Genomic DNA, 22,464 nt, shown 5'->3' with positions numbered 1-22,464 from the left:
AGCTTTTATGCGGACTCTGGGGGCAAATGATCACGCATTAGAGTAATGTCGGCCACTGAGGCCCCGCGGGCCGCAAACCCAGTGGATGTCTTTACAAAATCGGCTCCTACAGCGGCGCAGATCCGGCAGGCGGTTATTATTTCTTCTTCCGTAAGCAGGGCCGTTTCGATAATCACCTTCAAAATTGCGTTTTTGAAGTGACAAAGCTCTACCAACTGGCCGATTTCGTCTTCTACTTCTTCCACCCTCCCCGACTTAAAGGCGCCGATATTGATAACCATATCAATTTCTGTAGCTCCGTCATTGAGCGCTTGATGAGCTTCAAAAAACTTGACTTTGGTGATTTGATACCCCAACGGAAAACCAACCACAGTACACACCGGAATTGCCCCCCGCAACTGCTCGGAGGCAAAACGCACGTAGCACGGTGGTACACACACTGTCGCAAATTTGAACTGTACTGCTTCGGCACATAATTGGGCTATTTCATCTGGCGTGGCATCGGGGCGCAATAAGGTATGATCGATGGAAGCGGCAAGCTGGGTAATAGGAAGGCTCATAAACCGAACGAACAAGTAGGCAAAGGTAAGGTAGCGCTAAATCGGATCCGCACAGCCACCATTGCAGGCTCTAGCTAGCTAATGATCAGTGCTTCCGATACCTAGCCTACACAGAAACATTGCCAAATAACAAGTGGCAGACAGCTTCCTAGAAAGCCACCTGCCACTTACTTCACTTGCTAAATGCGGGGCCAGTTGTTAGTCAACCAAAACGCAGCGGTTATTCAGTATATCGTCCTCTACGGTTTTGTACTTCACATCGCGCACGATGCGGCCGTCCATGTACTGCACGCTTACTTTTTCGTTGCGGTTAGCCACTTTATGCGCCCGCACCGGTTGCTGCTTCTCCAGCACGTGCGCTGGCTCGGGGGCCAAATCCTCGGGCCGGCACCCAGCGAAACTGAGGATACTTCCTTCTGTGCCTTCAGCTTGGGAGCTTTCGGGGCGGGGGGCAAATCGGCCTCCACAAAGAACTCCGGCTCTTGGGTGTGACCAGCTTCCTGTTGCATTGGGATGTCGGCGCGGAAAAGGAAGGATACAGTTTCCTCGTTCACCTTGCCGATCATCTGCTTGAACAGTTCAAACGACTCAAACTTGTACACCAATAGCGGGTCCTTCTGCTCGTACACCGCGTTCTGCACTACTTGCTTTAAGTCGTCCATCTGACGCAGATGCTGCGTCCAAGCCGTGTCGATGGTGGAAAGCACCACGATTTTCTCCATGCCCCGAATCGTTTCGTGGCCTCCGGTTGCTTGGTTGCGACGCAGGTTGGTAACGACTGTAATTTGCTTGCGGCCATCGGTGAACGGAATGGCGATATTCTCGAAGGGCGCGTTCTGATTGATCAGGTCATTCACCAGCGGCAGCGTATTGGCCGCGATATGGTCATTTTTGCTCTGATAATAGCCTAACGCCTCATCATACAGTTTCTGAGCTAAAGCAGGCGCTTGCTGGCTGTTTAGGTCTTGGGCGGTAAGATGCGTATCGTAGCCAAACACCCGAATAACGGCCAGTTTGAAGTCTTCGAAGTCGTTGCTGACTTTGTGCACGTTCACGATGTCGTCGCAGACATCATAGATCATGTTCCAGATATCTAGCTCCAGACGCTCACCAAATAAGGCGTTGCGGCGGCGCTTGTACACCACTTCGCGCTGAGCGTTCATCACGTCGTCGTACTCTAGTAGGCGCTTCCGAGTACCAAAGTTGTTCTCCTCCACTTTCTTCTGAGCACGTTCGATGCTGCTCGTAATCATGGAGTGCTGAATTACCTCGCCTTCCTCCAGGCCCATCCGGTCCATGAGTTTGGCAATGCGGTCCGAGCCGAACAAACGCATCAAGTTGTCTTCCAGCGATACAAAGAACTGCGAAGAACCTGGGTCACCCTGACGACCAGCACGACCGCGTAGCTGCCGGTCTACGCGGCGGCTTTCGTGGCGTTCCGTACCTATAATGGCCAGACCACCTGATTCACGGGAAGTTTCTTTTAGCTTAATGTCGGTACCACGACCGGCCATGTTGGTGGCAATGGTCACGGTGCCGGGGAAACCAGCACCGGCTACAATCTCAGCTTCGCGTTGGTTTTGCTTCGCGTTCAACACCTGGTGCTGAATACCGCGTAGCTTCAACATACGGCTTACCAGCTCCGAGATTTCCACGGAAGTAGTACCTACCAGCACGGGCCGACCAGCTTGTACCAACGTCTGAATCTCCTCGGCTACGGCATTATACTTCTCCCTAACTGTCTTGTAAACCTTGTCGTGCTCGTCTTTGCGTGAAATCTGACGATTGGTCGGAATCACGACTACGTCGAGTTTGTAGATCTGCCAGAATTCGCCCGCTTCCGTTTCGGCCGTACCGGTCATACCGGCCAGTTTGTGGTACATGCGGAAATAGTTCTGGAGCGTAACCGTAGCGTAGGTCTGGGTAGCGTCTTCAACGCGCACGTTTTCCTTCGCTTCAATAGCTTGGTGCAAGCCGTCGGAGTAACGACGACCTTCCATTACACGGCCGGTCTGCTCATCCACGATTTTCACCTTCCCGTCGTCGGTCAGGATGTACTGGTCGTCGCGCTCAAACAGCGTGTAGGCTTTCAGCAACTGGTTCACAGTGTGTACCCGCTCCGACTTCTCCTGATAATCCTGCATCAGCTTTTCTTTCTGGTGCAGCTTATCCTCGTCGCCAATGGCTTTGCTGTTCTCGATTTTGGCTATTTCCATCCCGATGTCGGGCATGATGAATAGCTGCGGATCTTCACCTTGAGCCGTAATCAGGTCGATGCCCTTTTCAGTCAGCTCAATCTGGTTATTTTTCTCGTCGATCGTGAAGTACAACGGCTCATCGGCCTTTGGCATCTGCCGCGAGTTGTCCGCCAAGTAGAAGTTCTCTGTCTTCTGCAGAATGGCACGCATACCCGTCTCAGACAAGAACTTGATGAGCGGCTTGCTCTTGGGCAGGCCACGGTAAGCACGGAACAGCATCAACCCACCTTCGCCATCCTTCCCACCAGCTTCCGCACCGTCTTTACCTTCTTTGATGAGCTTACGAGCCTGCACCAAGTAATCCTGCACGATCTTTTTCTGAGCATCCACCAGCATTTGAATGCGGGGCTTCAGCTGATAAAACTCATGCACGTCGCCACGAGGCACTGGACCGGAGATAATCAGCGGCGTCCGGGCATCGTCGATCAGTACGGAGTCAACTTCGTCGACCATGGCGTAGTGATGCTTGCGCTGCACTAGCTCCTCGGTCTCGCGCGCCATGTTGTCGCGCAGGTAGTCGAAGCCAAATTCGTTGTTGGTACCGTAGGTGATGTCGGCAGCGTAGGCGCGGCGACGAGCATCGGTATTTGGCTGATGCTTGTCGATGCAGTCCACAGTAATGCCGTGGAACTCGAACAGGGGCGCATTCCACTCCGAGTCACGCTTGGCCAGATAGTCGTTCACCGTTACGAGGTGTACACCACGCTTCGCCAGCGCATTAAGGAAAGCAGGGAGGGTTGAAACCAGGGTTTTGCCTTCACCAGTGGCCATTTCGGCAATCTTACCCTGGTGCAGTACTACGCCGCCAATTAGCTGCACATCATAGTGCACCATGTCCCAAGTGATTTCGGCTCCGCCGGCAATCCACTTGTTGGCCCACACCGCCTGGTCGCCCTGGATGGTGACGTTCTGCTTGCGGGCAGCGTATTCGCGGTCGTAGTCGGTGGCCGTAACGGTCAGCTGGCCGTTTTCTTTGTAGCGGCGCGCCGTTTCTTTCACGATAGCAAAAGAGGCAGGCAGCACTTGTAGCAACACTACTTCCAGCTCTTTGTTACGCTGTTTTTCGAGCGCATCGATCTGGTCGAAAAGCTGCTCTTTTTGCGTGATATCGAGGTTAGGCTGGTCGGTGATGCGCTGGTGTAGGCTGGCTATCTGGTCGTCGGTGGCCTTGAGGTGAGCATCGATACGAGCGCGGACTTCCTGGGTCTGCTGACGCAGTTGGTCGTCGGAGAGCGATGCCAATTTGGCATATTCGGCGTTAATGAGCGCCACGTATGGGATAATCTCTTTCAAGTCCCGCTCCGATTTAGAGCCGAAAATCTTGGCGACAGTTTTCCCTAGAAAATCAAACATGCTGATAGTATTTAGCTTAAAACGCCGGGGCGCACTCCAAATTTACGGCGTTTTTGGGAAAGTACCGGCCAAAATGCCCCCCAGCCTCTAAAACGACGAAACCCCGCCACCTCAAAGAGTGTGCGGGGTTTCCAATAAGGAAAGGTTGTCAGGTTCCGGGGGCTTTTTTGACTTTCGTTTCCTTCTGTCGCAAAGGGCCAGAGGCCTCACAAGTGTTATATTATCTACTACTCCTTAGCAGGGGCGCGGGAAACAAGTTTTTCTACGAGTGAGGTAGAGCCGGAAATAGCTGGCTTTTTGGCTTTTTGAGCTTCCTCTGTTTTCTCTGTTAGCTTCTTGTATAAGGTGAGAGCTTGCGCTACTACTTGGTCCATGTTGTAGTACTTGTAGGTAGCCAAGCGGCCTACAAAGTGTACGTTCGGTGTCTCATCAGCCAACTTCTTGTACTTGTTGTACAGTTCAGCATTTTCGAGGCGTGGAATGGGGTAGTATGGGTCTCCTTCCGCTTTGGGATATTCATACACTACACTAGTTTTGGGATGCTGCTGACCAGTAAGCGCCTTAAACTCGGTGATGCGCGTGTACAAGTGCTCGTTGGGATAATTCACAACCGGTGCGGCCAAGAATTTCTCCACATTCAGTGTTTCGTGCTTGAACTCTAGCGAGCGGTACGGGAGCTTACCGAACTTAAAGTCGAAGTACTCATCAACAGGTCCCGTAAAGATGATTTCCTTGAACGGGACGAAGTCGATTATTTCGTGATAGTCTGTGTTGAGCATCACCTTGATGTTTGGATGGTCGAGCATCTTATCAAACATGCGGGTGTAGCCGTGCAACGGCATGGCTTGATAAGTATCGGTGAAGTAGCGGTCGTCGCGATTGGTGCGAGTAGGCACACGCGAGGTCACCGACTTATCCAACTCCGAAGGATCCATGCCCCACTGCTTCCGCGTGTAGTTCTTAAAGAACTTCTCGTACAACTCGCGGCCTACTTTGCTGACGACCACATCTTCCGAGGTCTTAATAACCGGAATGGTTTCGGCCAGCGACTCCAGAAACTGCTCTACCTCAAAGCTGTTCAGGCTTAAGCCATAGAGCTTATTAATGGTGTCCAGATTGATAGGCATAGGCACCAACTGTCCATCAACGGAGGCTAATACGCGGTGCTCGTAAGGTCGCCAATCAGTAAAATTGGAAAGGTATTCGAATACGTCTTTCGAGTTAGTGTGGAAAATGTGGGGACCATATTTGTGTACCAGCACCCCGTCTTCGTTGTAATGATCGTAGGCGTTACCAGCAATGTGGTTGCGCTTATCAATAATCAAAACTTTTTTGTTTGAGCGGGTAGCGAGCCGTTCGGCTAGTACGCTGCCAGCGAAGCCGGCCCCAACGATCAGATAATCGAACATAGCTAAGTTTGTGTTTTGGTGAGATATAAAGGGGCGGAAAGGCTTCTTAAAGTGTCAGTAATTACGAGGACTACCTACGATTCGGTATTATCCAATTATCTCTTGTCGGCTAAGCGTTGTTGCATCAAGCTGACCATATCTTGCCAGGTAAGGTCCCAGGAAATGGTGGCCAGATAAGCATCCGTGCGCTCTAACCACTCAGCATCGTCTTTTTGCTGCAACGCTCGCCCGATGGCTTGCCCAAATTCTTCGGCCTTGGCGGCAATCTGTACTAAGTTCAACTCACCGTAAGGCCGCACTACATCCCGGATTGGTGTGCTGACTACAGGTTTGCCCGCAGCTAAATACTCGGGCGTTTTGGTGGGCGAAATAAACTTAGTACTCTCGTTATCAGCGAAAAGCAACGTAGCTACATCCCAACCCCGCAGATAGGCAGGGAGTTCCTTGTAATCTTTGCCCCCCAGGTAATGAATATTAGAAGTGCGCGGCAAAGCGGTTTCTTCAATCTTTACCACTGGCCCGATGATGACAAACTGCCATTCTGGATGCGCTTTCGCCAACTGACCGAGTAGTTCAATATCCAGGCGCTCATCTACCACGCCAAAAAACCCAACGCGAGGATGTGCGATTTTGGCCTGATCAGCCGGATCAACTCCTGCTTCACGGGCCTGCCCGAAATGGGCTTTGTCGATGCTGCTGGGGAAGGCGTGCGCATCTGCATGCTGCAGGCTTTTGGCCTCGTACAAGCTTTGCCCTCCCGTGAATACCAGATCGGCGCGCTTAAAAAGTTCTTGTTCTAACTCACGTAACTGCGGGGGGCAAATTTGAAATTTGCTAGCTCGTCCATACAGTCGTACACGGTAAGCGCCGCCTGCAAATGGCGCGATTTGCTGAGCGCCATCGGGGTATAGTACCACGCTACGAACTGGTTGATCCTATTTTCAGCAAAGTACTGCGTCAGTAGCTTCGCCTGTGCCTGATTAGTAGCTTCCTCGCTAAGGCCGGCCGGCAGATGAGCCACCAGCACTTTCAATCCATTCTGACGCTCTTTTATTTCAAAGTGTGCTTCAAGCGCCGGATCATCGCCATGCACAAAAGGCTCTTCTACGTAAAAAACCCGCCCATACTGCGCAAAACGCGACAATAAGTGCTGAGGACGCTGCCATACAAAATCCCAGTGTAGGTGCGCAAAGCAAACTAAATCCGGGAGTGAGTAAGAGGAGAGTGTATGGTTAATCGTTTGGGAAGAAGCAGTATTTTGGGTTGATACGGAGACTGAAGCGCGCGTAGGCGTTTCAGCCGAGGTAGAAATCGGCATAGACAAATGGCTAGGAAGTATCGTGGTAAACCGGATGCGCTAACTCAACAGTATAATTCTCCGGTGCTACAACGCTTAATCTATACGGGCATTTGCTAAAAAGGATGCTACCTTTTTAATGCTACTTTAATTAGCACAGGCCAACCTCAACACTAGGTGTCGCTTGGCTTGTCGCTAAAAGTTGTAAGTATTTAGCCTGACGCTAATTGCCTTACACAGTACTGCTTATAAAATTTTTTGAAGCTCAACCGCATCGTCCCACCCAACGGCCGTCCGCAGCCAGTCTTGTCGTACCCCAATCCGCCGGAAACTTGCCTTACGGAACAAGCGCAAACTAGCTTGGTTGGTGGCCGCAACAGTACAATACAGTTGATGGAGGCGTAGCGTGAGGCGGGCATACTCTACCCCTACCGCCAAGGCAGCCACCGCATAGCCACGCCGACGCTCAGCGCTCAGGATGGTGATGCCCAGCCCGGCCCGCAGATGTAGAGGCTGAAAATCGAATATATCGAGAATGCCCACGGGTCGCTGATCCGTTTGAGCGCAGATAACGAGTCGTAGCTGGCGCACTTCATAAAAATCGGCGTTTGCGTGAGCTAAGTACTCACGCAAGGCGTAGCGCGACACCGGTGCTATGGTATCTGATACGCCCCATATTTCGGGGTCATTTTCCAGTGCGTAAAGGAAATCCAGATCGGAGTCTTCCAGAGCGCGCAGAAAAACCGGAGAAGCTACCATTTGACCTGAAATACGAGTGGGCACCCAACACGAGCCAGTTGGGGGGCAAAATGGCAGCTGGCTATACGTCTATGCTGCCCTCAAATACGCGCAAAGCCGGGCCGCTGAGATAAATATTGGTAAAGGAGCCATCAGGCAGCGCTTCAAAAGCAACCCGTAGATCGCCACCCGGTGTACGTAGTTGCACCGGACTAACAGCTCCGCGCCGGGAAGCGGCCAGTGCCACGGCCGTCACGCCAGTGCCACAGGAAAGGGTTTCATCCTCTACGCCCCGCTCGTAGGTGCGCACTTGCCAAGGCAAATCGGGCGTGGGGGGCATTTCGGCAAAGTTTACGTTCGTACCGCGCTCCCGAAACCGCTCGTTGTAGCGAATGGCTCGTCCTTCACTAACCACATTCAGCTCGGCCAGTCGGCTGGCATCCAGAAACCGTACGATGTGGGGCGAACCTGTATTCAGGAATACGCCGTCTTCGCTTACCTCCTGCTGGCCCAGCACATCCTGCATACGCAAGTTTACGGTTCCATCGGCCTCGATATGCGCTTCGTGTTCACCATCGGCGGCAATAAAACGGGCTTCGTTTTCAATAACTCCCAAGTGATGCGCGAAGGCCACGGTACAGCGCCCACCATTGCCACACATGGAGCCCAGATACCCGTCGGCATTGAAATACACCATCTCAAAGTCGTAGTCGGCGTGCAGACGTAGCAGGATCAGGCCATCGGCGCCTATTCCTAGTCGGCGGTCGCAGAGGCGGCGCACCAGCTGATGATTGGTAGCATCAAACGCATGCGCACGATCGTCCACCATCACAAAATCGTTGCCGGTGCCTTGGTATTTATAGAAACGAAGTGTCATAGAGCAAAGGTCGCATTTATGGGCGGTAAACTGCACGTTGATGTTCTAAACGGATTTATGCAGTAAAGCAATTTGGCCGGCATGATAGAGATTATGCTGCACCAGCCCGTGGAGCATGATATAGTAGCTTACTCCACCACCTTGCTCATGGTCGCGGGGCCCGCCTAGTTGCCGGTCAAGATCAGAATCAGTCAATTGATTTACCGCATCAATCAGATGAGTATGGGCGTGGCGCAAATCGGCTAGGGCTTGTTGCCACGCGGCCTCATCGGCCCCGGATGGGACAGATGGCCAGTCGGCAGCGGCTGATATTTCAATCAGCTTATCTTGCTGTATACGCTGCTGCACCGTTTCTATCCAGGCTGTTAGGTGCAGCACAATTTCCCAAATACTGTGCGCCGTTGGTAGTACCCGGGTTGCTGCTTGCGTAGCGTTGAGGCCCTGCAGTGTAGTCAGCAACGACGGGCCCGACCACGCATCGCCATCGAAGGCACGCTGAAGCTGGTCAACAATGCGCGAGGTTTCATTCATGCTAGCTTGCGAAGTAGTCATGGTGAATAATAGTAGAGGCTTGAGTGAAACGCTATACGATAGTTGCAGCTCCTAAAATAACACCATCAAACACAAAGCTTACGCGACTACCTTACCTTTGGCTGCCTGCTCAGCGGCAGCTTTACGACGCCTTATGTATTCCTTCCTCACTACCGGCACCTGGCCCGATTATGAATTGCTCGACGCGGGCAACTTTGAAAAGCTCGAACGCTTTGGGCGCTACGTGCTGGCCCGGCCCGAGCCCCAAGCTATCTGGGACCAACATTTGCCCCCCAGCGAATGGGAACGCGCCCACGCCACCTTTCGCCGCGAAAAAGGCAGCCAGGAGCGCGGACAGTGGCAACTGAAGGCAGGAATGCCCGAGCAATGGGTAATTAACTACGACCAAGGCGACTTGCATTTGCGCTTCCGCTTGGGCTTGTCGGCATTTAAGCATGTCGGGCTGTTCCCGGAGCAAGACCCCAACTGGCGCTTCATTTTTGAGCAAACCAAAAAGAGAAAAGCCCCCCAGCCGCGAGTCCTCAACCTCTTTGCCTACACCGGCGCCGCTACCCTGGCCGCGCGGGCCGCCGGCGCCGATGTTACGCACCTCGACTCTGTGAAGCAGGTCAACTTCTGGGCCCGCGACAACATGGAAGCCAGCCAGCTCGATGGGGTGCGTTGGCTGGTAGAAGACGCCATGAAATACGTGCGGCGCGAGGTGAAGCGTGGCAGCAAATACCAAGGCCTCATCCTCGATCCGCCCGCCTACGGCCGTGGCCCGAATGGGGAGAAATGGCAACTGGAAGATGAACTGAACGAACTGCTGAAGCTGTGCAAAGAATTGCTGGACCCGCAGGATCATTTTTTTCTGATCAACTTGTATTCGCTGGGCTTCTCGGCGCTTATCCTGGATAATCTGGTCGCTAATATTTTTCCGGCCATCCGAGGCACTCGCGAAATCGGCGAGATTTATTTGCACGACCAAGGCCAGCGCAAGCTGCCGCTAGGTACTTTTTGCCGCTTTAGCTCCTAAAGTCACACCTTGCCAAAGGGAGCCTTTCCCTGCATTCATACCCATGACAATGACCAAAACGCCGCGTCTGGCCCTGATTGACATGGGCACCAACACGTTCCACCTGCTCATCGTGGAAATGCCCCCCACGAGCTCCGACGCCGAGCCCACCGTATTGCTGCGTACCAAAGTGGGCGTGAAGCTGGGCGAGGGTGGCATTAGCAACGGCGAAATTGCGCCTGAGGCCTATGCGCGGGCTTTACACACCCTGGCGGCCTTTCAGGAAGAAATAGAGCTGCACCAAGTGACAGATGTACGCGCTACAGCTACCAGCGCCGTACGCAGCGCCCGCAATGGCGCGGAGTTGGCAGAAGAAATATTCGAGCAGACAGGTATTAAAGTCGATATTATTCCGGGCGATCGGGAAGCTGAGCTAATCTGTAAAGGCATGCGGCAGGCCGTGGCACTAGGTCAATCGCCACACTTGCTGGTGGATATTGGCGGGGGCAGCGTGGAGTTCATCATTGCTAATGAGGACACCATTTTCTGGAAACAAAGCTTCGAGATTGGGGCTCAGCGTCTACTGGACTTGTTTTTCAAGCATGATCCGCTTACCGCTGACGATGTACGCGAGGAGCAGGCGTATCTGGCTGCACAACTTGCGCCCCTGACAGCGGCCGTGCAGCAGTTCAAGCCTGTTGGCCTCGTTGGGGCTTCCGGCACATTTGATACACTCGGAGATTTGCAGGCAGCTCAGCGCAATGAGTTTCGCCCCGAAATGCCGCCGCCCGTTACCGAAATTACGCTCCAGAGCTTTTATCAGAGCTACGAACTACTGCTCACCACTACTCACTCGCAACGCCTAGCCATGCCCGGCATGACGCCCATGCGCGCCGATATGATTGTGGTAGCCTGTATCCTGATTGATTTCATCCTGACGACTTACCACCTTACCAATTCCAATATAAGGGCTTCGTCATATGCGTTGAAGGAGGGGCTACTGGCGGAGATTCTGAAGGCCTGAATCCAGACAGCTGGCTGATTAGGTAGTATTTGCCCCCCAGCGCTTTCACTTCCATTCTTCGCACTTTTCTTTAATCCACGACTACGCGGCCGAGCTTGCTGCATATTTCCTGCTATGACCTTTTCCTACAATCATCTGTTCACATTTACCGAGGCTGTGTTTCGTAGTATCGGCTGCCCTGAGGCCGACGCCACTACGGCTACGGAAGCACTGCTGGCCGCCGACCTGCGCGGCATCGACTCGCATGGCGTGGCGCGGCTCATCGGCTATGTGCGTCTTTGGGAAGCTGGCCGCATCAATCCGACGCCGCGGGTGGGAGTAGTGTACGAAACGCCCAGCACCGCTGTAGTGGATGGCGACGGTGGACTGGGCTTGGTGGTGGCGCCCAAGGCGATGCAGGTAGCTTTAGAAAAAGCGCGTATCGCCGGTACAGGCTGGGTTTCGGTAAAAAATTCCAACCACTTCGGCATTGCGGGCTACCATGCGATGAAGGCGCTGGCCCACGATATGATCGGGATTGCCATGACTAACGCTAGCCCCCTAGTAGCGCCAACCCACTCGCTTGATCGTTTGCTGGGTACGAACCCGATTGCCGTGGCTATCCCGGCTGGTGAGCAGCCCGATTTTGTGGCCGACTTTGCTACTACGACGGCCGCCAACGGTAAGCTCGAGATTTTGCAGCGCAAGCAGCAGCCTGCGCCCGCTGGCTGGATTCAGGATGCGCAGGGACAGTCCTCCACCAACCCCAATGAATTGAAAGACGGCGGCGCTTTATTGCCATTGGGGGGCGAAACAGGGTCGCATAAAGGGTATTGCCTGGGTAGCATAGTCGATATTTTTTCGGCGGTATTATCAGGCGCCAACTATGGACCTTGGGTACCGCCTTTCGTTGCTTTCCTCCAGCCCCCGCCGACCCAGTAGGCCAGGGTATTGGTCACTTCTTTGGCGCTATGCGCGTCGATGCCTTCCGCCCCGCTGCTGAGTTCAAGGCGCACATGGATAACTGGATTTCCACGTTTCGGCAAGCCCGCGCCGTAGATGGCCAGCAAGTCCTCATCCCTGGTGACCCAGAACGTGAAATGGCTGCTGAGCGCCTATTGGGGGGCATTCCGCTGCTCGAAACCGTAGTGCAAGATTTGGAGACAGTCGGCCGTAAGTTTGGCGTGCAGCTTTAGTGTTAGCGTAATATTTAACACAGAAAAGCCCCCAGATATATTTCTGGGGGCTTTTCTATCTATTCAACTTACACTTAAATCATTTGATTCGCACTCGCCAAAGTAGATAAGGCGACATCATGATTTAGGTACTTAGAGGAATAATTTTCATCCGGACCATTCAGAAACAAGCAGGTTTTGCCGCCTACTTCATCAATAATCTGGGCGTATTGGTCCATAGGTAGGGCTGGGCAACCGAGACTACGGCCCAAGCGGCCATACTGACGCACAAACTCCTCACTCACATAGTCGGCACCGTGCATGACCACTGAGCGAGCTAAAGCATTCGTGTTGTATCCCTCATCCACACCGTCCAGCTTAAGCGAGCGGCCGTGTTTGCCGATATATTCATCCTGGGTTACATAAAAGCCCAGGCTGCTCATATTCGACTCATTTTCGTTGGAGAAGGTACTAGTCAGGTTTTCGCCCGAGTTACGGCCATGAGCCACAAGCGTGTGAAATTTGACTTCTTTCTTTTCGAGGTCTAATACCCACAAACGCTTCTCGGTGGAAGGCTTTTCAAAGTCAACAACCGTCAAAAGCTGCTTGTCGCCGAGCTTGTTTTCGTTCCGCAGATTGAGGTAGCCCGTCATGGCTTTCTCAAATACTTCAAAGCGCAAGCCCTGCTGCTCCACATTTAGGTCGCGGTATAGATCGTGCATGCGCTGATCGAAAAAGGCTGCTTCCATTTCCTTTTCCGTTGGCATTTTCGTCTCTACTCCTTTTGCATTAGCCATGGAGCTTTTGATGGGCGTGGCCAGAGGCGTGGCCATAAACAGCGAAGCCATAAAGGGCAGCATACGCCGAACTACCCGACGGGCACGACGCTTCACACGCTGACGATGTACTACACTGGTCTTTTCCATCTGCTTGATTCTTTAGGATGAGTAGCTTAGCTAAGCAGAGCTTACCTTCTTCACACAAAGGCTCTTATACGCAAAGCCTTACAAAACGATATAGCTATCTATTTCAGTACTAGAGTTGTTTTAACATCCTGAAGGCCTTTTTGATTCCTTTAAGGTTTTCCGCTGATATCTGCTTAACCGCTTATCAGCCGTTTTTCCGGGTCTAGATGCTACCAACAGGTAGGCTACTTTCGTGTATCAATCGTAATTCTATACACTTATACAAGTTAACTGGCCTGCGCTAAAAAACAATGTTCAGATGATTTAAAGTGCGTATTCCAAGTACATAGTCCTACGTGGCTGTTATCCCTGGAAGATAATTATTTCCTTTTCGATCCTGCACCTCTTCTTTACGAAGGCGTAAACAAAGGCTGCCCACATTTCTTATCTACTTTTGTTGCTCCAAAGCGGTTCTGATTATTTGCTATCTGCAAATTCGCTTTGCTCATCTACCGCTTCGGCGCGTCGTCCTTCGCATTCATGGCTAAAGTCGCAATAAACCTCTCCACAGGGAGTATTCAGCAGGAAGAAATCATCGTTGGCATTGATCTGGGCACTACAAACAGTTTGGTAGCCTACATTCATCCCGAAGGCCAGCAACCGGTGGCCATCAACGATCAGGGCCGCGGCACTATCGTGCCTAGTGTCGTGCACTTCCCTGGTGATGATGCTCCTATCGTTGGCACCGAAGCCAAGCAATACCTTCTCACCGATCCGCAGAACACGATTTATTCTGTGAAGCGCCTACTAGGCAAATCGTACCGTGACCTGGGTGAGCACGCCGGACAGTTAGGCTATAAAATTATCGATGATAACTCAGAAGGCTTAGTAAAAATCCGCGTTGGGGGGCATTTCTACTCTCCTATCGAGCTTTCCGCCGAGATTTTGAAGGAGCTACGGGCCCGCGCTGAGCACGCCCTTAAAACGCCGGTGAACAAGGCAGTCATCACGGTGCCCGCGTATTTCAACGACTCGCAGCGCCAAGCCACTCGGGACGCGGGGCGCTTGGCTGGGTTGGAAGTATTGCGCATCGTGAATGAGCCTACCGCTGCCGCGCTGGCTTATGGTATTGGCCTATCGCCCGACGAAGAGAAAACCGTAGCCGTATATGACCTCGGCGGTGGCACCTTCGACATCAGCATTCTGCATATTCACCAAGGAATATTCGAGGTGCTCAGCACCAATGGCGATACCTACTTGGGCGGCGACGATTTCGACCGCTTAGTGAGTGAGCATTGGATTCAGCAGTACAACCTAACCGGTCGACTGGCTGCCGCTACAGATGGGCAGCTCAAGCAACAGCTCCGCCTAACCGCTGAGCAAGCTAAAAAGCACCTAAGCCAGCACGACGAATTTACCGCCGACCTGCCCGGCGCTGGCCAAGTGCAGCTTACCAAAGCGGAGTTTAATGATCTAATCCGTCCTCTGGTTGTTCGCACCATTACTGCTTGTCAGCAAGCCTTAACGGATGCCAAATTGCCTCCCAGTGCCCTCGACGCGGTACTATTAGTGGGCGGCTCTACGCGCGTGCCCTTGGTGTACGATACGGTGTCTGAGTTTTTCCAGCAACCCGCCAACAGCTCTCTTAACCCCGACGAAGTTGTGGCCCTAGGAGCTGCTATCCAAGCTGACATCTTAGGCGGCAACCGTCGTGATGTGCTTCTGCTGGATGTGACGCCGCTCACCCTCGGCATTGAAACCTTGGGCGGGCTCATGGACCCTATCATCCCGCGCAATTCGAAGATTCCGACCAAAGCCGGACGTCAGTACACGACTAGCGTTGATGGACAGGTAAACCTCAAGATTTCCGTGTACCAAGGTGAGCGGGACTTGGTGAAGGAAAACCGTAAGCTAGCCGAGTTTGATCTTCGCGGTATACCCGCCATGCCCGCAGGTTTACCAAAGGTTGATGTCAATTTTATTCTAAATGCCGACGGTATTTTGAAAGTAGAGGCGCTTGAGCTTCGCTCGAATACCCATCAGGCTGTCGAAATAAAGCCTCAGTACGGCCTTACCGATGAGCAGGTAGAGAAGATGCTTATGGATTCCATCACCCACGCTCGTGAGGACGTGACGGCGCGTATGGTCATCGAAGCCCGCACCGTAGCCGAGCAGATGATTTATCAGGTGGAACGCTTCGTTGACAAGAACTCCCAGTATCTAACCGAAGACGAAATCACGCAGACTGCCGCCTCGGTTCAGAACTTAAAAGACGCCCTTACTACCCAAGATAAGGATACTATTCTGAAAGCCGTAGACGAGTTAGAAAGCTTGACTAGCCCTTTCGCGGAGCGGGTCATGAACATCTCCATCAAGCAGGCGATGACAGGCAAGAAGATAGAGTAGCTCCTACTTGCGCTTGCTTTGAGGGGCCGGAATCATACCAAAGCTCAGGATACGCGTTGCCGTAGTGTCTCGAAACGTAACGTCGAGCATAACGCGCGGCTTAGCCTGCAGCGTGTCACTTTTGAACGAGAAAGCATAGAAGTAGCGAGGCTGTGCTTCATCACCTAGTCGCAAGCCCAGCTTATATAGTGCAATGGGGCGGCCTAGCTCTCTCCCCTGCTCATACATAGGCCTCACTGCTGCGCGAAATTGCTTCTTTGAGACAGTACTACTCACCTCTGGCGCCAACAGCTTATACGCCGCGGAGTTGTCGCCACTAAGCACCGCGATTAAGAACTGTCGGGCTACCTGAATTTGAGACGACTGGGCAGCGGCTGGCAGGCTCAGCAGGAGAAGTAGTAGGAAGACAACCAATTTGCCCCCCGCGCGGCAAGGGCGCATTTGCTGGCGGGTGTCAGTTAGTAGGGGCAGCATTACTCCTCTTCCTGCGGCACCAGGATGAACACATCCTCACCAGGGCGTTTCATAATGTAGCGTTCACGGGCAAACTTCTCTAATAGCTCCGGACTGCTGAGCAGCTCGGCTCGCTCCTTCTTCACCGTCTCAATGTTGGTCAGGTAGTACTCCTTCTCCGTTTGTAGTTCGCGCCACTTTTTGTACATATCGTACTGCTTCAGCAAGTCGTTGGCGTCGAACACGAACATCCACACCATGAAGCTTACCCCAGTCAGAAAGTAAAAGCTGCGTACAATGCGCGCTGCAGAAGCAAGGATAACGGAAAAGCTCATAGGCTCAAATATACTAAAAACGGCACCACAGCCTATTGGGCTATGGTGCCGTTTTGTTAAACTGAGAGAATTAGGAAAGAATTAGCCCAGCTGAGCAAGCTACATTTTGCGCCCAGGATAGTAGGCTATCTCGCCCAACTCCTCCTCAATACGGAGCAATTGGTTGTATTTCGCCATCCGGTCAGAGCGCGAAGCTGATCCCGTTTTGATCTGGCCTGTGTTCAGAGCTACTGCCAAGTCAGCAATAGTATTGTCTTCAGTTTCGCCGGAACGGTGCGACATAACGCTCTTGTAGCCATTACGACGGCCAAGGTTGATAGCAGCAATTGTCTCGGTTAGCGTACCAATCTGGTTTACCTTAATCAGAATTGCGTTGGCTATTTTCTCGTCAATACCACGCTGCAAACGATCCACATTGGTCACAAACAGATCGTCGCCCACGAGCTGAATTTTGCCCCCCAGACTTTCTGTATGCTGTTTCCAGCCGGCCCAGTCGTCCTCGTCCATTCCGTCTTCGATACTTAGGATGGGGTACTTGTTAACCCAGTCAGCCCAATAGTTAGCCATCTCTGAAGAAGTCAGCTTATCGCCCGTGCTCTTCTTGAAATGGTAAACACCATTCTCATAAAATTCCGAAGTAGCGGCGTCCATCGCAATCATCACATCCTCACCCGGGCGGTAGCCAGCTGTCTCAATAGCTTGCAGTACCACCTTGATAGCATCTTCGTTCGATTTAATATTCGGAGCAAAACCACCTTCATCACCTACGTTCGTGCTTAAGCCCTGCTTTTTCAGCACGTTCTTCAGATGATGAAAAATCTCAGTTCCCCAACGCAACCCCTCAGAGAATGACTCAGCTCCCACGGGCATAATCATGAACTCTTGGAAATCAATGGAGTTGTCGGCATGTGAACCACCGTTAAGGATGTTCATCATAGGCACGGGCAGTGTAGACGCCCCTACCCCACCTACATAGCGATACAGCGGCATACCAGCCTCTTGAGCGGCAGCACGTGCAATAGCCAGCGACACACCAAGAATGGCATTAGCTCCTAAGTTGGCTTTGTTCGGTGTTCCATCCAGCTCTATCATGATGCGGTCGAGCAAGCTTTGTTCATACACCGAAAAGCCAATCAGTTCTTCAGCAATTGTGCTGTTCACGTTCTCTACAGCCTTCAACACTCCTTTCCCCATATACTTCGACTTATCGTCGTCGCGCAACTCCACTGCTTCATGTTTACCCGTAGAGGCCCCAGATGGTACAGCGGCACGGCCTACTACACCATTGTCAGTAGTCACATCTACTTCTACAGTTGGATTGCCTCTCGAATCAAATATTTGCCGGGCGTGAATGGAAGAGATAATACTCATGGTTAAGAGGTAAGGAGTGAAAAATGAATCAGTATGCTGCTTTGTAAAGGCTAAGCTAGATTTGATGCGTCTCGAATGAGGGTAGCAAGGTAAGGAATTCGTTCTACAGGAAATCTGATTTCCGAGGAAGAGCCGTATTTTGCCCCCCAGAACGATCAGAAACAAAAAGGGGATGCACCTTGCGGTACATCCCCTTTTTAAGTGTTAGCTAAGCTTATGAAGCAGCTTCTTCGTCTTTTGCTTTAGCCTCGTCGCGAGTGTCATCACCTTTAACGGTCGCTGTAGGCGTATCCTCAGGAGCAGCAGTAGCAACTACTGGAGCTTCTGCCTTTGACTCGGAAACAACTTCAGCCGAAGACTTGCCCTCACCTGCCGTCGTAGCCTTCTTGCGGCCACGTGAGCGACGGGTCGTTGACTTAGCTTCGCCAACGTTCTTTGCTTCAAGCAGTGTCTCGTTGTAATCGACAAGCTCAATAATGCACATCTCAGCGTTGTCGCCCAGACGAGCATCACTCAACTTGATGATACGAGTATAGCCACCAGGACGAGTAGCGATTTTAGAAGCTACATCACCAAACAGTTCCTTCATCGACTCTTTATTCTGAAGAGTCGAGAATACAGTACGGCGAGCGTGCGTAGTGTCGCTCTTTGCTTTGGTCAAAAGTGGCTCTATGAACTTGCGTAGAGCTTTGGCCTTGGCTACAGTCGTTGACACACGCTTGTGCATGATCAGCGAAGAAGCCATGTTAGACAGCATCGAATTGCGATGTGCAGCAGTGCGGCCTAAGTGGTTAATTGTTTTACCGTGTCTCATTGTATTGTTATGCGAATGCGGGGTGTATGTGCTTGCGTTGGGCGACCACGGCGGGCAACTTGCTTGTGGCAGCTACCTCATTAGAACCGCCTAACCTCGGGCACACTGAAATAAAATTAAAAACAATGGCTGAACTGCTTAGGCGTTAAGCCATCCGCAATTCAGCCATTACTCTGAAATACTAATCTTCGTCGAGCTTGTACTTGCTCAGGTCCATACCGAAGTTCAGACCTTTCTCTTCTACGAGGTTCTCCAACTCAGTTAACGACTTCTTACCGAAGTTGCGGAACTTCATCATGTCGCTCATATCCAACTGTACCAAGTCACCAAGCGTTTTGATGTCGGCAGCCTTGAGGCAGTTATAAGCACGCACCGACAGGTCCATATCCGCCAATGGCGTCTTTAGAACCTTGCGCATGTGCAGCGTCTCTTCATCTACAGTTTCCTCCTCTTCAGCCTTAGCCGTTTCGAAGGTCATTGTATTGTCCGAGAACAGCATGAAATGCTGAATCAGGATGTTAGCAGCACCTTTTAGCGCTTCTTCGGGGTGAATAGAGCCATCCGTCTGAATTTCGATGAGAAGCTTCTCATAGTCAGTCTTCTGCTCTACGCGGGTATTCTCGATGCTATATTTCACATTCTTGATAGGTGTGAAGATGGCATCAATAGCGATTTGCCCGAATACCTGATCGGTAGGCTTATTTTCTTCGGCGGGTACATAGCCCCGACCTTTCTGCACAGCCAGTTCAAACTCCAGCTCAGTGTTGGCATCTACATGGCAGATAACCAAATCTGGGTTCAACACCTGGAAGCCGTTGGTAAACTTATTGATGTCGCCGGCCGTGAATGTCTCCTGACCTTTGATGCGGACGGTAATCTTGTCCTCAATAGCGTCGCTTACCTTCTTGAAGCGGACCATCTTCAGGTTCAGAATGATTTCGGACATGTCCTCAATCACACCTTCAATGGTCATGAACTCGTGCAGCACGCTGGGCGTGCGAACCGATGTAACGGCATAGCCCTCCAGCGACGACAGCAGGATACGGCGCAAAGCGTTGCCGATCGTGACGCCGTAGCCTTTCTCCAGCGGTTTGAATTCAAACGTTCCGTAAAAGTCATCGGATTTCTCCATCACAACTTTCTCCGGCATTTGAAAAGCTAAGATTGACATAAGTGGGGCTTTAAAAATACAACAAGGGAAAAACGAAGAATGCCAAAAGGCAATTACTTCGAGTAAAGCTCGACGATCAGTTGCTCCTGGATTTTTTCCGGGATCAACTCACGTGAGGGGGCGTTGGTGAACTTGCCCACCATTTCCTTGCCGTCCCACTCCAACCACGAGAAAGCGCGGGCGTTGCGGGCGCTCAAGCTAGTAGTGATAGTTTCCAGCGACTTTGACTTCTCACGAACGCCAATGATGTCGCCAGGACGCAGCTTGTACGAAGCGATGTTAACCACTTCACCGTTTACCGTTATGTGCTTGTGCAACACCAATTGGCGAGCAGCACGACGGGTAGGAGCTACTCCTAAGCGGTATACTGTGTTGTCTAGGCGTGACTCTAGCAGAGCCAACAGGTTGTCACCAGTAATGCCGGGAAGTGCAGCAGCCTTATGGAATAGGTTTTCAAATTGCTTCTCTAGTACACCGTACATGTACTTCACCTTTTGCTTCTCCATCAGTTGGATAGCATATTCCGACTGCTTCTTGCGACGGCCACGACCATGCTGGCCTGGGGATAATTCTTTTTGTTGAGTGCCTTGCTCGGACCGAAAATCGGCTCAGCAAAGCGACGGGCAATCTTGGTTTTAGGACCGGTATAACGTGCCATTTCGAGGATGTTGAGTTTTGCAGGGGTTGAACCACGAATGTCGAGCCTCGCAGACGCGTTGCAACGGGTGCATACGCATCGGAAACCCGACACCAGGGGGCAAATTCGCAGACATTTAGCCTGCGCTTTGCCTGTTCAGTATATCAGACGCGACGACGCTTAGGCGGACGGCAGCCGTTGTGGGGCAGCGGTGTTACGTCGCGGATGGTAGTTACCTCAATGCCCACATTCTGGAGGGTACGGATAGCCGACTCACGACCTGAGCCTGGTCCTTTTACAAATACTTCGGCTTTGCGCATACCCAGATCATGGGCAACTTTACCGCAATCCGTGGCTGCCATCTGAGCAGCGTATGGAGTATTCTTCTTTGAGCCACGGAAGCCCATCTTACCAGCAGAAGCCCAAGAAATAACCTGGCCGTTGTTGTTGGTGATGGAGATGATGATGTTGTTGAAGGAGGCCTTGATGTGAATCTGACCTACTTGCTCTACAACGACAACGCGCTTCTTGGCTTTGTCTTTTCTCTTTTGTGCCATTTAGTTATCGCAAAAAATGCGGAAGGTGTTGATGCTCACTTCGTATAAGCAAGCACCGATTTCCGCTACTGTTTATTTAGTAGCCTTCTTTTTGTTGGCAACAGTCTTACGCTTACCCTTACGAGTGCGTGAGTTGTTCTTGGTGCGCTGACCACGAACTGGCAGTCCCTTACGGTGACGCAATCCACGGTAGCTACCAATGTCCATCAGGCGCTTGATGTTGAGCTGCACTTCTGAGCGCAGTACACCCTCAGTCTTGTGCTGGGCGGCTATGATAGCACGGATTTCGCTGGCTTCAGCCTCCGTCCAGTCTTTAACCTTCTTGTCCACAGAGATGCCGGCTTGGCCAAGAATCTTCTGAGCTAAAGAACGGCCAATGCCGAAAATGTACGTGAGGGCGATTTCGCCGCGCTTGTTGTCCGGGATATCAACCCCTGCAATACGAGCCATATGCTTTTATAAAACGAATGGTTTAACCTTGACGCTGCTTATAGCGAGGGTTCTTTTTGTTAATGACGTAAAGTTTGCCTTTGCGGCGAATTACCTTACAGTCAACGCTGCGCTTTTTGACCGATGCTTTGACTTTCATGTCGTCGTTAGTAAATTATTTGTAACGGTAAACAATGCGTCCCTTTGACAAGTCGTAGGGTGACATTTCCAGCTTCACCTTATCTCCAGGCAGAATTTTGATGTAGTGCATACGCATCTTCCCAGAAATATGAGCCACCAGTTGGTGACCGTTTTCCAACTCTACACGAAACATCGCATTAGAGAGTGCTTCTAGAATTACTCCGTCCTGCTCAATGGAGGATTGTTTGGCCATAAGGCTACTGTAAGGCTTTTTCTATGTAATCGAAGGAGGTTAAAATTTCCGCCTTGTCTTTTCTAACTACAACAGTGTGCTCAAAATGAGCTGAAGGTTTCTTATCCTTGGTACGGATGGTCCATCCATCTTTCTCTTGGACAATATTCTTGACACCCAAATTAACCATTGGCTCAATTGCAATTACTAACCCCGTTTGCAACTTAAGTCCTGAACCACGTTTACCGTAATTAGGTACTTCAGGTCGCTCGTGTAGCTTTTTGCCTAAGCCATGGCCAACCAACTCTCTTACAACTCCATAACCTTGCTTTTCAACAAAGCTCTGAATTGCATAGCCAATGTCACCCATCCGGTTGCCGGCCACTGCCTGCTCTATACCGAGATACAAAGACTGCTTAGTATGAGCCAATAAGTCTAGCACCTCAGTATCTACCTCCCCAATTGGGTAAGTATAAGCGCTGTCACTGTGATAACCATTGAGGAATACACCACAATCAATCGAAACTATATCTCCACCTTTCAAAGTATAGTCACTAGGAAATCCGTGTACTACAACTGAATTTGGTGAGATACAAAGGCTATAAGGAAAGTCATTATAGCCTTTGAATGAAGGTTGCCCCCCACTATCTCGAATAAACTCCTCCGCACGCTTATCAAGCTCACGGGTGGTTACTCCCTCCTTAATAAGACTCGCAACTTCTCCGTGAGCCTGGGCTAGAACTTTCGCACTAGCCCGAATGAGTTCTATTTCTTCTTCGGTCTTATAAAAGATCATG

The 22,464-nt window shown here is 51.5% G+C and carries 21 protein-coding genes and 3 pseudogenes; 4 read left to right on the top strand and 20 right to left on the bottom strand.

Features of this window, described 5'->3' with window-relative positions:
* Window positions 1-5: 5 nt before the first annotated feature.
* The 8 genes and pseudogenes from deoC to EPD59_RS04160 all read right to left on the bottom strand — a co-directional run bounded on the left by deoC (window position 6) and on the right by EPD59_RS04160 (window position 9,044).
* Window positions 6-560 (bottom strand): deoxyribose-phosphate aldolase, encoded by a 555-nt coding sequence (gene deoC, locus EPD59_RS04190; RefSeq protein ID WP_240731614.1) that lies wholly within the window; start codon window positions 558-560, stop codon window positions 6-8.
* A 198-nt stretch (window positions 561-758) separates the two neighbouring features.
* Window positions 759-4,171: pseudogene (secA, locus tag EPD59_RS04185) on the bottom strand (preprotein translocase subunit SecA).
* 227 nt (window positions 4,172-4,398) lie between these two features.
* Window positions 4,399-5,580, bottom strand: coding sequence for a UDP-galactopyranose mutase (gene glf, locus EPD59_RS04180; RefSeq protein ID WP_133271683.1), 1,182 nt, complete (start codon window positions 5,578-5,580; stop codon window positions 4,399-4,401).
* Window positions 5,581-5,675: 95 nt separating this feature from the next.
* Window positions 5,676-6,326: a glycosyltransferase gene (locus tag EPD59_RS23470; RefSeq protein ID WP_317128449.1), complete on the bottom strand. Its 651-nt coding sequence runs from the start codon at window positions 6,324-6,326 to the stop codon at window positions 5,676-5,678.
* 50 nt (window positions 6,327-6,376) lie between these two features.
* On the bottom strand, window positions 6,377-6,898 hold the full coding sequence (locus EPD59_RS23465) for a glycosyltransferase family protein (protein WP_317128448.1): 522 nt from the start codon (window positions 6,896-6,898) through the stop codon (window positions 6,377-6,379).
* 225 nt (window positions 6,899-7,123) lie between these two features.
* Window positions 7,124-7,660 (bottom strand): GNAT family N-acetyltransferase, encoded by a 537-nt coding sequence (locus EPD59_RS04170; protein ID WP_240731613.1) that lies wholly within the window; start codon window positions 7,658-7,660, stop codon window positions 7,124-7,126.
* Window positions 7,661-7,697: 37 nt separating this feature from the next.
* On the bottom strand, window positions 7,698-8,492 hold the full coding sequence (dapF, locus tag EPD59_RS04165) for a diaminopimelate epimerase (RefSeq protein ID WP_133271681.1): 795 nt from the start codon (window positions 8,490-8,492) through the stop codon (window positions 7,698-7,700).
* Between the two features lie 45 nt (window positions 8,493-8,537).
* Window positions 8,538-9,044 (bottom strand): DinB family protein, encoded by a 507-nt coding sequence (locus tag EPD59_RS04160; protein ID WP_133271680.1) that lies wholly within the window; start codon window positions 9,042-9,044, stop codon window positions 8,538-8,540.
* A gap of 133 nt (window positions 9,045-9,177) precedes the next feature.
* Here EPD59_RS04160 and EPD59_RS04155 point away from each other — a divergent pair, with 133 nt between their 5' ends.
* The 3 genes and pseudogenes from EPD59_RS04155 (at window position 9,178) to EPD59_RS04145 (ending at window position 12,237) form a co-directional block, all read left to right on the top strand.
* A complete protein-coding gene (locus tag EPD59_RS04155) occupies window positions 9,178-10,059 on the top strand; it encodes a class I SAM-dependent methyltransferase (RefSeq protein ID WP_133271679.1) in 882 nt (293 codons plus the stop codon).
* Between the two features lie 49 nt (window positions 10,060-10,108).
* Complete coding sequence (locus tag EPD59_RS04150) at window positions 10,109-11,062, top strand: Ppx/GppA phosphatase family protein (RefSeq protein ID WP_240731612.1); 954 nt, start codon at window positions 10,109-10,111, stop codon at window positions 11,060-11,062.
* Between the two features lie 114 nt (window positions 11,063-11,176).
* A pseudogene (locus tag EPD59_RS04145) lies at window positions 11,177-12,237 on the top strand (Ldh family oxidoreductase).
* A 74-nt stretch (window positions 12,238-12,311) separates the two neighbouring features.
* On the opposite strand, the gene EPD59_RS04140 reads toward EPD59_RS04145, so the two are convergent.
* Window positions 12,312-13,142, bottom strand: a complete 831-nt coding sequence (locus EPD59_RS04140; protein ID WP_133271677.1) for a murein L,D-transpeptidase catalytic domain family protein — start codon at window positions 13,140-13,142, stop codon at window positions 12,312-12,314.
* A 519-nt stretch (window positions 13,143-13,661) separates the two neighbouring features.
* Here EPD59_RS04140 and hscA point away from each other — a divergent pair.
* Window positions 13,662-15,527 (top strand): Fe-S protein assembly chaperone HscA, encoded by a 1,866-nt coding sequence (gene hscA, locus EPD59_RS04135; protein ID WP_133271676.1) that lies wholly within the window; start codon window positions 13,662-13,664, stop codon window positions 15,525-15,527.
* A 3-nt stretch (window positions 15,528-15,530) separates the two neighbouring features.
* Here the strand turns inward: hscA and EPD59_RS04130 are convergent, their stop codons facing one another.
* From EPD59_RS04130 to map, 11 genes and pseudogenes are all read right to left on the bottom strand, one after another.
* Window positions 15,531-15,968: a hypothetical protein gene (locus EPD59_RS04130; RefSeq protein ID WP_165963469.1), complete on the bottom strand. Its 438-nt coding sequence runs from the start codon at window positions 15,966-15,968 to the stop codon at window positions 15,531-15,533.
* 32 nt (window positions 15,969-16,000) lie between these two features.
* Complete coding sequence (locus tag EPD59_RS04125; protein WP_133271674.1) at window positions 16,001-16,315, bottom strand: FtsB family cell division protein; 315 nt, start codon at window positions 16,313-16,315, stop codon at window positions 16,001-16,003.
* Window positions 16,316-16,414: 99 nt separating this feature from the next.
* Complete coding sequence (eno, locus tag EPD59_RS04120; protein ID WP_133271673.1) at window positions 16,415-17,686, bottom strand: phosphopyruvate hydratase; 1,272 nt, start codon at window positions 17,684-17,686, stop codon at window positions 16,415-16,417.
* Window positions 17,687-17,900: 214 nt separating this feature from the next.
* Entirely contained in the window at window positions 17,901-18,443 is a 543-nt protein-coding gene (gene rplQ / locus EPD59_RS04115; protein ID WP_394347222.1) for a 50S ribosomal protein L17, read from the bottom strand.
* A gap of 238 nt (window positions 18,444-18,681) precedes the next feature.
* Window positions 18,682-19,671, bottom strand: coding sequence for a DNA-directed RNA polymerase subunit alpha (locus EPD59_RS04110; protein ID WP_133271671.1), 990 nt, complete (start codon window positions 19,669-19,671; stop codon window positions 18,682-18,684).
* Between the two features lie 53 nt (window positions 19,672-19,724).
* A pseudogene (gene rpsD, locus EPD59_RS04105) lies at window positions 19,725-20,329 on the bottom strand (30S ribosomal protein S4).
* 143 nt (window positions 20,330-20,472) lie between these two features.
* Complete coding sequence (rpsK, locus tag EPD59_RS04100; RefSeq protein WP_084446069.1) at window positions 20,473-20,865, bottom strand: 30S ribosomal protein S11; 393 nt, start codon at window positions 20,863-20,865, stop codon at window positions 20,473-20,475.
* Between the two features lie 72 nt (window positions 20,866-20,937).
* Complete coding sequence (gene rpsM / locus EPD59_RS04095) at window positions 20,938-21,315, bottom strand: 30S ribosomal protein S13 (protein ID WP_084446066.1); 378 nt, start codon at window positions 21,313-21,315, stop codon at window positions 20,938-20,940.
* A 22-nt stretch (window positions 21,316-21,337) separates the two neighbouring features.
* A complete protein-coding gene (gene rpmJ, locus EPD59_RS04090) occupies window positions 21,338-21,454 on the bottom strand; it encodes a 50S ribosomal protein L36 (RefSeq protein WP_071890035.1) in 117 nt (38 codons plus the stop codon).
* Between the two features lie 15 nt (window positions 21,455-21,469).
* Window positions 21,470-21,688, bottom strand: coding sequence for a translation initiation factor IF-1 (gene infA / locus EPD59_RS04085; RefSeq protein WP_086592757.1), 219 nt, complete (start codon window positions 21,686-21,688; stop codon window positions 21,470-21,472).
* Between the two features lie 4 nt (window positions 21,689-21,692).
* Entirely contained in the window at window positions 21,693-22,463 is a 771-nt protein-coding gene (map, locus tag EPD59_RS04080) for a type I methionyl aminopeptidase (RefSeq protein ID WP_133271670.1), read from the bottom strand.
* Window position 22,464: the final 1 nt, after the last annotated feature.

It is taken from the genome of Hymenobacter radiodurans, from assembly GCF_004355185.1.
Classification (GTDB): Bacteria; Bacteroidota; Bacteroidia; order Cytophagales; family Hymenobacteraceae; genus Hymenobacter; species Hymenobacter radiodurans.
The sequence above is the reverse complement of the archived record's forward strand: the minus strand, read 5'-3'. Positions and strand labels throughout refer to the sequence as shown.